Here is a 12996-nt window from a genome sequence, read left to right on the forward strand (position 1 = left end):
CAGAGAACTGGTAAAGCCACTCTCAAACTGACACGGTGCATTTTTTGCTTATACATCAGATTATTAGACTTAACAGGTGTCAGCATTATGTTCAGTCAATCTGCTGTATTTGATGATGTGAATCAGCATGCACATTCGTTACAGAACTGGCCGCAGGAATATACCCAGTTAAGCTCCGGAAGGTTTGAAGGGTTTCTGGAAGATATTCAGCTGGATTCCGTTCGGGTATTTCGTGAACGAATGAAACAAAAAGTGGTGCAGAACACCCACACGCCCACCGGCAAAATCAGTTTAATGATTCCTCATCATATGGATGCCAGTGATACTTCTGATCAGGCCCGGCAGATCATGGCCGATGGGGTGACTCTGCTCCCTTACGAAAGTGATTTTGCTTTTGTGGGGCCCGCGGAATTGGATTACAGCGTCATAGCCGTTGATCAGCAACGCCTAAGTCAATTGCTCAGTCCTGAAACCTATTCAAATCTTATCGGGTTTAACAAAAGTCATGGTGTAAAAACGGACTCTGCCACGTTAACCCGGCTTCGTCATCATCTTGCCGCACTGCTGCAGCAGTTAACGTCTATTCCCGAAGACCCGGCATTATCAGAGAGCCAAATCCAGCAACAGCTAAAAGCCATTGAAGATAAGATTATATTAATGGTGTTGGTCATATATGACGCTAAAGAAACCGGCATCAGTCATCCAAAAAGACTCGGCAATCAACATAACTATATTGTGCAACGCTGCCATGATTATGTGACATCAAGCGAAGGCAGCTGTGCCAGCGTGGTGGATATTTGTGAATCGTTACATATTCCACATCGCACACTGAATTACAGTTTTCATAAAGCCACTGGCACCTCGCCGATGCAATATCTGCGGGCCGTAAAACTGAATGCCGCACGGCGAGAGTTATTGCAGACAGGCTTTTCGATTACCGATATTGCTGCCAATTACGGCTTTTTTCACATGGGGTATTTTTCACAGGAATATCGTCGTTTATTTGGCGAAACGCCGAGCATGACCCGTAAGCTTTATGCCTGATGCTACGGCCTGCCAGTAGGCTAATCCGGCTACTATAAATATCAGATCACCCAAATATTGATCGGCCACCGCAGAAAGCTGCAGCCAGTCCGGAAAGTTGTTCATCATCATATGATGATGGTGTGGCCCTAAATGAGTCTCGCTGTACATATTGGGGAACACCAGCATCAACAATCCCCACACCACTAACGGCATGATCACAGTTAACAGCGTTAAGTTTTGCCAATAACTTGTCTGCTGATTGTTTTGAATCATCATCAAACACAAGGCTATTCCGCTTAGCGCCATCAGCCATTTCATTACGCTATATAACAAGGCACTTTGCATAAACAGCGGATGCAAAGCCGGTAACATCCAAACCCAGGTTAATACGGCAAAGCCACTCATCAACAATGTAAACGGCCAATGTGAAGAAGGAACCGCATTAGACGGTGTTCGTGCTGATTGATGTTGCAACGCACTGATCCATAATAACGGGGCCAGATGATGCACCATTACACTCTGAGCACTATGCAACCAGACTGAATAGTGCGCCAAAGCGTCAAACCACGGCAGCATACCGCTCAAAAACACTACGTTGCCGACAATAAATAGTAATGGCCGGCTGAGTAATTTATTAGCAACAGCCCACTGATGCAGCGTGATCACAAAGATCACGCTGCATAACAGATCGACCGTGGTCAATAACATCATATCGGCTTATTTTGAGCAGCAACTGCTGGATGCAGATGCGGTATCAACACTATAACTATCCACATCCTTAGGCAGATCCATCGCCGGATTGCCATCAAAAAAGTTATTGGGTTTTAACGAAAAGCCAACGTACTCTACCGGCATGATTGGAAAATCTTCCGGTTTGCAGACATGGGTGTGGCCATAGGTATGCCAGACCACAATATCGGTGTTTTCTATTGGTCTATTTTTCTCCACATAATATTGCAGACCATCGCCTTTATTCTGGTTGGGATACATACCTGAGCAAAACATCTCATTGGGATCATACGGCGTGACCCATAAATGCCTGCTGGCAAAACCGGCACGTTTGCCAATGTAACTATTGGGGCCCGCCAGCATCACCGGATTATGCTCTGCCACCAATTTATAACTCGGCGGGTTACCCACTGAATTTTTCAGATTCGGATTAATGATTTTCCAGAAACGTCCTGTCGCTCCATTGGCTTCACGGGTTGCTTCGAGTTCTGTTTTGAATAAGGTTGTTTCGGTCTTGAAAACATTGCCCCAGGGATTGGTTTCGACATCCTGATCTGCTGGTGAGAAGTTGGTTTCCACCACCGAGTTGTTTTCGCCATCCAACATCATATGCAGCCTTGCATTAAAGAAATGCTGGTGCGTGGGACCGTAAATCTCCGGCGTCACAATTCCACCGAATTTGGGTTTATCACCAGGCAACATGCCGCTGGTCTGGATAATGCCGGTCAGTTTGGTTTCCTGCTGAATCGTGCCGTCCTGATACAAATACCAGTAAAAACCATAATCATAATTACCCACGGTGCAGAAAAAGCTGATGACCAGGCGGCGTGAACGACGCATTTCATAGGTTTCACTACGAAACTCGTAATGCTTCCATAAGGTGCCGTAGTCTTCTTCATGCATACACACCGCATTTTTCATCAGAAACGGCAGCCCCTGATCATCGACGGCAGGTATATCAAAATAACGAATAGAACCCAGACAATCACAACCGAGTTCCAGTTGGTTGGCCATACGACCCAGCCCGTATTCTCCACCGTCAAAAGCACATTTCCAGTAATGATTGAGCGCGGTATCAGAATACGGCACCGCCATATCATTGATACTCGCCCGATAGATGATGGGACGAATTCGCTCACCATCTTTATAGCTGATTTGATTTAGCACCAGTCCCTCACGTGGGGTATAGCCCACTCGGAATGACCAGTTCTGCCAATCCACCTTCCAGCCATCCACCGTAAAGCTGACTCCTTCCGGTTGCACGATATGTAACGGTTTAAGGCCTTCACGGGGTTTGCCTAATGACGGTGTATCGTAATTGCGTTTGGTTTTGGGGACGGGTGTATTCATACCGTCATCAATGATCTCAATAACCTTCTCTTCATTGAGATCAATAATCGCCATCAGCCCTTCAATCGGACGGGCATAGCCATTATCGACAATCTCATCCCGCACAAACGCCACCCCACGCATCAACCGGCGACCACGATATTTTTCATCATCACCGTAATAACCAAATGACCAGGGATCGATTTGAATATTTTCAATATCTTTGTCGGTTAAACCACGACGCTTCACCGCTGCCCTGAAGCCTTCATCGGCTTGCACAATATCCACACAGCTGAAGAACTCTTCAATCATTATCGGCGGCTGACCGCTGACTTCCGGGTCCAGTTGTTTCCACTCGATAATCTGCTCAGCAATCAGATCGATTTTGGCTTCGTGAATCAATCCCGTCGATTTATCCAGCACCACCGCAAAGGCTTTACGAGAAATGGGTTTACCCGCCTCAAAGGCCAGTACTTCATCTTTGGCAGGTTCATCCAGTTGCAAATAGGGAAAACGGCATGACGGACTGAGCTGTTTCTGTTTTCTGAGCAGCAAAGTGGCTTCGGCCAATTCTTCAAGGGTCAATGGATCTAACGGATGGGTAGGTTTAATGCCGGGTGTGGTTTCTGGTTTGTAAGCAGTGTGGATTGGCGTATTCATGGTGACCTCGATGGAATAACATTTCTCACTCCATACTAGTCACTTCAACAATCCGCAATATCACAAACTGGCAATAGTCGATTATGTTAATTATGAAAAATTAAAACCAATTATTCAGCTAGATGGCATGCCATGTGTAGGAATATAGTTCTAAGTCAGATATTTTTTACCTGATTCTAAGTATCAATTTTTTATGCTTCCTTTTTGTTTCTCTGGGAAATACCTTGGCCAAAGACACCTGAATAAGCAATAAAAGAAAGAAAAAGGCCAAAAAAACAAAAAACTATCCAAACCTCAATACTACTCACATCCTGATCATACATGAAGGAGGTTGCTAAGCTTCCACCAAGAATGAATGGTAAGCCACAAACGATTAATACATTGATCGCCTTCAGCAAAATCCATAAATTGTTGCCTTTTGATTTCATTTTCAGTTTTAGTTCTTCAAAGAAAAAAATCAAAAAATAGAGTATAGCCGCTGAAGTTATGCCTACTATTGCTGAAACTAAACCATGGACTGAGAAGTTTTCCCAAAGCACGAAAAAAACATATCCACCTACAAAAACAAAAGGGCTATAGACAAAAGATAACCAAATCACCTTAAAAAAGGTGCCAATTAAAGCCCCAATGACGCTCCCTGCATTATACCCGTCTGAATATCTCATCAGCTCTCCATCCTAAGAAAAATAATGCTACAAACCGCAAAACTTTGATGCGGGATATGTAACAACTAAGGGAAATCTGTCGCTTTAAAAATTTGTTATCTTTGCTCAAATAAATTCTTTACGACTTTATCTACACACCACAAAGTGACTTCAATAATAAGCTTCATCATATTTGGCTAAATATTTCAGGTCGCGGTAGCAGTCCACACATTTACTCCTATTTTGATTTTAATAAATAAAATTTGCCCCCCCCCTCCTGAGTCGAGCCAATCAACCACATCTTTCGAAACATATCCGATAAATTTAAAACTGACTGAATATCAATAACGGAAAAAGGAGCAAAGATATTATCTTTGCTCCTTTTTACTCGTTCCAATGTTCTGCATGGGAAAACTACTTCAAAACTCTTTGAACAAACCTAAACGCTGAGGAATGATCAGGCCACCACGCGGTTGCGGCCTTCCTTTTTGGCACGATATAGATTGTCATCACTACGTTTCATCCAATCCCGCCAATCTTCTTTTGGCTGCAATGTGGCGACACCAACACTGGTTGTTACGCTTCGATCCGGTAATAACCGCATGGATTCAATCTTCTTGCGCAACTCCTCAGCAACCAGCAAACCCTGTGCTGAATCAGTCTCATAGAGCAGGATCAGAAACTCCTCCCCGCCCAGACGAAATACTTTGTCAGAGCGCCGAATACGCTTTTGCAGTAGTTTTCCAATACCACGCAGAACGTCATCACCGGCATCATGCCCCAAGGTGTCATTAATCTTTTTGAAATTATCCAGATCCAATGAAATCAGCGTCATTGGCACCGCATGACGCTCAAACATTTGCACAGCTTGTTCCAGCGAGTCGTGTAACTGCACACGGTTTGACAGCCCCGTTAACGAGTCAGTCATGGCCAGGTCATGTAATTCATGTTGCTGGAGACTGATCACCCGAACAAAAATCACGGCAAAGGCACTGACACACAGCAAGGTGGCGGTAGCCCTTGATGCCAGTTCGGCATCTAAAAACAGCCATGACATTGGCAATGACATCGCCAGTAAAACAATATTGGCTCCCCAGGCGTAGCGTTCCGGCAGCATGAAATAAAAGGAAATCACCGCCGGGTAGCACCATAACAAACCAATAAGGCCCTGCTGATAAATAGTGAAGCCGAGGAAGATAATGATGATTGGTGCCAAGCCAACCAATATCAAAAAAGGATAATAACGACCATGCCAACAGTTCCAGGCATTGATGGCCATAAGCAAGACCACGGACAATGATCCCGTTCCTAAAATATATCTTCCCTGAAAAAAGTTATAGAGTGAAAAAGGCATCAGAAAAACAAAGACCACCACCGCTACCCCGACAATGGTTTTCACTCGAACTGGTGACTCCCGTTGCACGATCTTTGAATATGCTGTCACTTAACGCAACTCGACATATTTAGGATGTCTTAAGACCAACAAAAGATTTGTTGTCCACATTACGTCTACTCCGAATCATCTAGCTTCTGATTCTACTGATAAAAGCGTGGGAATGTCCTTTTTCTAATACAAACTGAAACATTTGCGGTGCATAAAGTACCGGATCGAGTAATTGCTACATAATATGACATATTTGGAGAACTACAGATCCGCCATGCCAGACAACTGGCATAGACGGATCGGATTTGATTGATGAACTTAAAAGCTACTTTTTCCCAACCTCGGTTTTCTTTCCCTGATTCATATTCATGAGATATACAGATGCTGCCAAAGCCAGAACGGACAAGGCTAAATAAATTGCATCCAGCGGAGTGATAAATTGGATGTCCACTACTGCCCTGAAGAATTCAATTATCACTGCAAGTATAACCACTCTGACAATTTTATCTTTCAACTCATCAAAGGTCTGTATATTGAATGGATGAGCAATATCACTTTCCTCAGACTGATCGATTGGAGAAATAAACAGCCTGTAAACACCAGCACCAAACATAAGCAGCACGACTGCTACTAGGTAAATATCAACAGCAAGAATGATATCTTTGACAATAAACTCATGAATGTCCTGCTCACTTCGTCCCAGGTAATAGTTAATTGTTGAAATTCCTACTTTGAAGATATCCAGCGTACCAACTACAAACAGGACCAATGATCCTATTAAGCTTGAAACCACCGCGATTAAAACTAAAAAGCGGGATTTCCACAAAAATTGCTCGAAATAATATTCGATTTTTTTCATTTGATGCTTACTCTTGAAAATAATAAAGATGTTCGTTCATCTATAATAATGACGTTAACGGTTTGGTTTTGCATTTTTAATTCAATAGATCACTTCGGATGTTTTGCATCAAAATCGATCCTGATATTTGATGGCAGACAGCTAACCGAATCCAGTACAACTATCTCTCCCTGAAAAATGCTTAATAGCCAGAATAGCCTGGTTAAGCAAGGTGTTCCAAGATTCCTCAGCCGATACTTTAATGTCATTATCGTTGGATACTAGGGTTGCTGACGATAAAACTGGCACAACAAACCATAAACCTTGGGCATTTTTTCCTTCATGGTTTCCGGTGACTCAAAAAAGCCTCACTGCAGACTGCAAAGAATTCTGCGGGGCTGTTTAACGCATACTCATCAAGTGGCAACGACCGATGATGTTGCATGTCATTTTCCAAGCGATCCCATGCGGCGGTAAAAATATCGTGCCATTCTCCAGGGCGCATATCGGGGTGCATCGGCGGTGCCCCATTGGCGCCATCACGCAACATATCGATCTTATGTGCCAATTCGTGAATAACCACATTACTGGCCTTGCCGTGACGAGTATTGCCGCCGCTTTCAGTAATTGCCTGCCACGATAAAATCACCGGTCCACGCTCCCAGGCTTCACCACTCAGGCCAGGGCTTCTGGGATGCACTACACCATCATCCGTGCGATAAGGCCGGTTGGGCACAAAATCTCCCTCATAGAGAATGATGGTCTTCCAATGGTCATACCAATGAAGACCAAGATGCAGAATGGGAACACAAGCCATAGTGGCGAGTTTCAGGCACATCGCATCTGTGAATTGAAACTCAGCTCCGGAAAGCACATTTTTCCGAGCCAGCAAACGAAAGGTCATCTCGCGTAGATCATCACGCTCCGCCCCCTGATAACGCTCCATTACCGGCCAGTCGGCAATCGCCGACTCCCACTGGTCGGCGGTAAACCCCATTTTTTTAATCCGACGACCTTCGAGCCAGTCATGTAATCGCTTAAACATGTTTCAGGTACCCCTCAACTACTTCAAAATCTTCGAACGGATCAGAGTTCAATCACCTGATATCCAGAGAGTCAGGGGAAACATTCAAACATAAAAAGCGGTTTACTTAATTAAAAATGGCAGTGAGACCATTTTGCGCCATTGCCAGGCAATCCAAACTGAAAACAGCATGATGATCAAGGCAGCCATCAACATGGCCCATTCTGCATGTAAAACGTGTGTCACCACAGGCCCAATCATAAATAACCCCAAACCCGCTGCTGCTAGGGATCGCAGCTGTTTGAACAGCAATGCCACTGCACCTGACACTTCAATAAAACCCACCAGATACATAAACCAGAGTGGATATCCCCAACGTTCGAAAGCCTGAATCTCAAACTCCAGGCCAGCGAGCTTTGCTAGTCCCGTGAGGAAAAAAATCGCGGCCAGAAGCAAACTGGCATGTTTTGAAAAAGCATTCATAATCAAAATCCCTCAGACTGTTTATAGCTCAAATACAAATGAAATCAAAGACTGTTACAGAGCGTGGATTAAAATCCTCGGAAAGTGATTAAACGGCCTATCAAAGGATGGCAACACCAGTCGGATGAGTGCGCCAGAAAATGATGCAAAATGCGGTTTGAATCGAATTAAAGGCTTAGGATCTCTTTGAACTTTAAAAATCCGTGATAAAACGTCATGGCAATCACAAAGAGGGCGGCTATTACCATGATATAAACGTATATCCGTTGCAATTTGTCTTTCAGCTTTTTTTCCATAACTTCTTTCAGTCTATAGATATATCAATGGCTATGTGGCCTGACCATGGTCCGTTTCTGAACCCCGTCAGTTAGTTATTTAACAGGATTTTTTTGGTATTGGCGAGATGCTGATCCAGAGAATAAAGTAATCTTTTGAACTCCGTCGATTGCTCACCTAATGCCGTCTTACTGATAAGATTTACCAGCGCTTCATCTTTTTTGAGACATTTATCCAAAATAGCATTTGTTGAATCAGCAGAAAGCAATTGGGTCAATTTGCCACCAAGCTGCTCGACCAATTCTTTATCGGAATCAGGTGTCGCCGGAAGTTCGTGCAGCGCTTTAACGACCTCTCGAAACGGCTCTATATACCCTTCCCGTTCGTTGGCAATGTCAAACAGCTGATGATGAACATTTTCTTCGGTTAATAACTCACCCATTGCCCGGTAAAAGTCGGCTGTTTCAATGATTAATTTTAAAATTTCCAGAGCATCTGCCTGGTCATCGGTGCGTAGTATCGACATATCAAACGTTTCCTGTGGTTGATGTTGGAATATCACCAACAATGGCTTCGATTGCTTTAGGGATGACTTCAAATTCTACAGGCGTTGTCGTTTTAAATTCACCATCGGCTTCCAATTCTTTTGGTTTAGAGGTCTGGATACTGAATTTTTCAGATGCTTTACGGACGATGCGGTCGGTCGTATCCAAAGCGCCATTTCGTAAACTCGGCCCAAGCAACAACAGTTGCCACCATCGTTGCGGCTTGATAAAAAACAAATTCAGCTGTCCATCCAGCAAAGTTGATCGTTGATCAACGATATTGCCTCCGCCATAAAACCGACCATTCCCTACCGCCAGGTGAATCACCCGGGTGGAGATCTGCCAGTCATCCGTTTTAATGTGTACTTTAAAGCTTTTATTACGCTTTATCGCTTTTAAAAAAGCGCCCAGATAGGCAAAAATACCAAAGAACTTTTTGCTATCTGAAGTGAGTTCACGAGTCACATCAACACCTAAACCAATGTGCGCCACATTGATGAAATAATGTTCATTATTGACCTTAGCTAAACTGATCTGTTCGCGTCTTCCATCAACGATGACCTGTGCCGCTTCTGACAAATTTTCTGGAACACCAAGTGATCGTGCAAGATCATTGGCCGTTCCCATAGGGAAAATTGCCAATGTACGTTTACAGTTATGTAAGGGCTGCAAAGCTGAACTAATGGTTCCATCGCCACCGCCGATAATGACGATGCCGTCTTCACGTTCATACTCTTCAATTAGCGAAACCAAATGGGATTCGCTTTCAGACTCACAAACGTTTACCTCGATGCCCGAGGCTTCAAGCAGTTGCACGGCTTCATCTAAGGCTTCAACTTGCCCATTGCGGCTATGCGGATTAATAATTAACAATGCGTGCTGCAAGTATTTATTCCCTTGTTAAGATAGCTTTAATTATTCAAGAAAATGAAAAGACGCTTCATGAGGACTATAAGTACTTAATACGACCAGGTCGTTAACCCTAATCAAGATACTCCATGTACCAAAAGGGGTCGCAAAATCTTGCTGCAGTCTCATGATTCTATGGCGTGTTTATCTTACTTATCCACCTCTGTTGTGAGCTGAAAAAGCGTCAATCAAGGCACGAGAAGGCCTTTTGCGAGATAAGGCACCTCTTCCCTACTCCAGTCCCGCCCTAAATCGTTGGCCACCAATAATCACATCATTCCAGCGTGATGGTGCCACCTTAATTTCACCCGCTAATAACGCCTGATAAAACTGGTCAACGTTATCCTTATCTTTTCGAAAGCTCCCAAGATAAGAGGATTTCCATTGCTCATCCTGTTGGAAAAATAATTTTATTACGGTGTGTTCATGTTTTTTTTCAATCCAAAGATATTCCTGGTCGCCATCATTATCCAGATCCAGTGCCTGTAAAAAATATTGCTGTGTCTGCTGGATGTTCCAGTGATTTTTTGTTTCCTGTTGATAAATGGTCGTCAGCAACGTCTCAGGTGGATTATCGGATAACAGGGTGATGGCAGCGATAAACTCGTCGCGGGTAGAGCTGGGACGCTCATTGTTACCGTTGGCATACAGAGCGTTGATTCTGACCAGCAGACTTGGATGGGTTTCGCCATATTGTGCTTTGAGGGTTTGCAATCCCTCATAGCCTGGTCGTGCCAAGTGGCGACGAAAATAGCTGAGGTCGAAGTCTTCAACAGTGACTTTGTTCTCAGCCAGCCGTTGCAATTGATCAGCCACCACCATTTTTCTGAAATCCAGCAGTGGAGAATTAACCAATAGCATTACAACCAATACGACCAGACCAATGGCAACATTCGTCCGGCTGAGCTGATGTGTCCAACTATCCCGGTATTTGGCAATACCCCATAGGTAGCCGATCGCGAACAATGCCAGTAAAAACCAGATCAGGTAAGCCCAAAAACGACTGAGACTCCAACCGTATTGATCGATACGCAAGCTCAAACCATAGAAGCTGATCAGACTGTAAACAGGCAGTATCGCGATACTGATATAAATAAAGCGGTGTAGCCACACCGAGTAAGGCCAGTTGTCCGGCTCATCCTGATACACGGCATTGACGAAAAACAGAATCAACGCCTGCATCCATAAAATAAGACTGCTACCCCCGCTTTCCCACAATGGTTCGAGACCGGTAAAGGGTAAAGCACCAAGAAATAGCAGTGAGACCAGCGACAACAGCACAAGCAGAAATTTAATCAACGCCTGCTGAAGACGGGTAATGGTATCGATGATATATGTGAGTTTACGAAAAATGATAATGCCGAAGCCATTGGCAAGCGCAATAGCAGGATAATAAAACCAGCGTTGCTCAAACAGGTCACTGAAGAAATCGATATTGATAGCTTTAAACAGCGCGGCCCACAACATAAGCAACAGCCAGAAGCTTCCGGCAAAAAGCACTGCCAATGACAAAGTCAGGAAATTACGCCATGACCAGAGAAACAATGCGCTATAGGTAATGCGTTCGCCTCTCGCCCAAAGTTGGCCATACATCAAAGCTTTAAAAGTAGCGATGGCCATCGTCAGCACAAAGCTGAACAGCAATGCACTGAAGCGAATGTGTTCGATGGGTGTGGCCTGATGGCCAACGTAGTACCCCAACAGGCCGCTGACCAGCGCGAATGGCAAGGTAACTTTGACCATTGCACGTCCATTGTTCTGATCCAGCCCAAGCAAAAGCATGATCGGCCAAATAAACATCACGCTATAGAAAGCGAATAACCACTCTGGCTGTCCATGTGGCCAGTAATGAAGTTCAATGGCTTGATGCAGGTACAGCAAACCGAGCCCCTGCAATAGTGATATCAGAATCATCAGTTTTGATGGTAATTGCGTGGATTTATCCTGTTGATTCAATTCCATGGGTAAAGCCGTCCTTAGTTTCGTTTTGGTTTAGTGAATAGTTTTAACACGACAGAATCCAAATTTTCTGGAATACGATAGTCAAATTGAGAAAAAATAGCTGAGTTGCTCTCACCCTAAAAGTTAAACAAGCCTAATGGTGGGTTAATCATCTTTACTTGGGAGTAAACTGCCCCTAACACCTAAACCAGGTATATAACTGCAACATTAACCCTATTTATTCAGCTAAGCGGCATACCACAACACGGCAAAAAAATGGCATGTGGTACCCCCCAGAACAAATAAATGCCAGATAAAGTGACCATATTTCAGTTTTGAATCGGTGGCAAAAAACACAACCCCCAAGGTATAAGACAAACCACCTGCCACTAACCATAAAAAACCAGTAGTGGGTAAGTTTTCCAGCAAAGGCTTGATAGCAACCAACATCACCCATCCCATTAATAAATAAAGACTGGTAGAGAAGATCGGATGTTGTTGTTTTTCAACTATTTTAAGAACAATACCAATAGCTGCCAGCCCCCAGATAATGCCAAAGAGTGTCCAGCCCCATGCGCCATACAACACACCAAAGGTGAAAGGTGTATACGTCCCAGCGATCAACAGATAAATTGCAGAATGTTCAATACGCCGGAAAAGCTGCTTCGCCTTCCCCGCAGGCAATGCATGATACAACGAAGAACCCAGGTAAAGAATTATCATCGTCGCGCAAAATATACTGACCCCGACCACAAAAGCCGTATCAGCTTGACGAACAGCTTGTGTGATTAAAAAAGGCGTACCAATCAGTGCACCCACAAGCCCGAATCCATGGCTGATCGCATTGGCAATCTCTTCCCCACCAGATTGCTCCCGCTTGAATCTGCTATGTGATTTTTGCATACGACCCTCCTCTGGGAATGTTGATCAGCAACTTTCTGTAAATTATGAGCTGTGAACATGACCAAAATAATTACTCTAAGCTCATGCGCTTATGGCACACATTTCAACAAAGACTGAGTTAACTCCTGACTAAGAGCCATGTCCAAAATCATCGGTGTATAGCAAAGCTTTGTTTGCGGCAATCTTTGGGGACATATCTACATTTTACAACTCACTTCCCTTGGTTCGACAACGCACAGACACTGCTTTCAATGTAGCCAATACTGTCTTCACGCTATGGCAAGTCTGATATCAATCCGCCGGAT

12 protein-coding genes are annotated in these 12996 nt (G+C 44.1%); 1 reads left to right on the top strand and 11 read right to left on the bottom strand.

Going from position 1 to position 12996, the window contains the following annotated elements; genetic code table 11:
• Positions 1 to 87 precede the first annotated feature (87 nt).
• Complete coding sequence (locus AC08OG_RS11205) at positions 88 to 1044, top strand: helix-turn-helix domain-containing protein (protein ID WP_482929537.1); 957 nt, start codon at positions 88 to 90, stop codon at positions 1042 to 1044.
• Here AC08OG_RS11205 and AC08OG_RS11210 read toward each other — a convergent pair.
• The 11 genes from AC08OG_RS11210 to trhA form a co-directional block, all read right to left on the bottom strand.
• Positions 1000 to 1737 carry a cytochrome c oxidase assembly protein gene (locus AC08OG_RS11210; protein ID WP_482929538.1) on the bottom strand — a complete coding sequence of 246 codons (738 nt, stop codon included), beginning with the start codon at positions 1735 to 1737 and terminating at the stop codon, positions 1000 to 1002. The two genes, AC08OG_RS11205 and AC08OG_RS11210, sit on opposite strands and share 45 nt — an antisense overlap.
• A gap of 6 nt (positions 1738 to 1743) precedes the next feature.
• On the bottom strand, positions 1744 to 3744 hold the full coding sequence (locus AC08OG_RS11215) for a primary-amine oxidase (protein WP_482929539.1): 2001 nt from the start codon (positions 3742 to 3744) through the stop codon (positions 1744 to 1746).
• A gap of 191 nt (positions 3745 to 3935) precedes the next feature.
• A complete protein-coding gene (locus tag AC08OG_RS11220; protein ID WP_482929540.1) occupies positions 3936 to 4409 on the bottom strand; it encodes a hypothetical protein in 474 nt (157 codons plus the stop codon).
• Between the two features lie 436 nt (positions 4410 to 4845).
• Positions 4846 to 5832: a GGDEF domain-containing protein gene (locus AC08OG_RS11225; protein ID WP_482929541.1), complete on the bottom strand. Its 987-nt coding sequence runs from the start codon at positions 5830 to 5832 to the stop codon at positions 4846 to 4848.
• Positions 5833 to 6097: 265 nt separating this feature from the next.
• Positions 6098 to 6631: a YqhA family protein gene (locus AC08OG_RS11230; RefSeq protein ID WP_292399835.1), complete on the bottom strand. Its 534-nt coding sequence runs from the start codon at positions 6629 to 6631 to the stop codon at positions 6098 to 6100.
• Positions 6632 to 6950: 319 nt separating this feature from the next.
• The gene (locus AC08OG_RS11235; protein ID WP_482929542.1) at positions 6951 to 7655 is read right to left on the bottom strand and encodes a M90 family metallopeptidase; all 705 of its coding nucleotides are present in this window, start codon (positions 7653 to 7655) and stop codon (positions 6951 to 6953) included.
• 102 nt (positions 7656 to 7757) lie between these two features.
• Positions 7758 to 8117, bottom strand: coding sequence for a DoxX family protein (locus tag AC08OG_RS11240; RefSeq protein WP_482929543.1), 360 nt, complete (start codon positions 8115 to 8117; stop codon positions 7758 to 7760).
• A gap of 367 nt (positions 8118 to 8484) precedes the next feature.
• Positions 8485 to 8919, bottom strand: a complete 435-nt coding sequence (locus AC08OG_RS11245; protein WP_482929544.1) for a hypothetical protein — start codon at positions 8917 to 8919, stop codon at positions 8485 to 8487.
• Between the two features lies 1 nt (position 8920).
• On the bottom strand, positions 8921 to 9823 hold the full coding sequence (locus tag AC08OG_RS11250; RefSeq protein WP_482929546.1) for a lipid kinase: 903 nt from the start codon (positions 9821 to 9823) through the stop codon (positions 8921 to 8923).
• A 255-nt stretch (positions 9824 to 10078) separates the two neighbouring features.
• Positions 10079 to 11809: a DUF4153 domain-containing protein gene (locus AC08OG_RS11255; RefSeq protein WP_482929547.1), complete on the bottom strand. Its 1731-nt coding sequence runs from the start codon at positions 11807 to 11809 to the stop codon at positions 10079 to 10081.
• A gap of 225 nt (positions 11810 to 12034) precedes the next feature.
• Positions 12035 to 12691, bottom strand: coding sequence for a PAQR family membrane homeostasis protein TrhA (gene trhA / locus AC08OG_RS11260; RefSeq protein ID WP_292399851.1), 657 nt, complete (start codon positions 12689 to 12691; stop codon positions 12035 to 12037).
• Between the last annotated feature and the right edge of the window lie 305 nt (positions 12692 to 12996).

Source organism: Methylophaga sp. F7 (assembly GCF_056863975.1).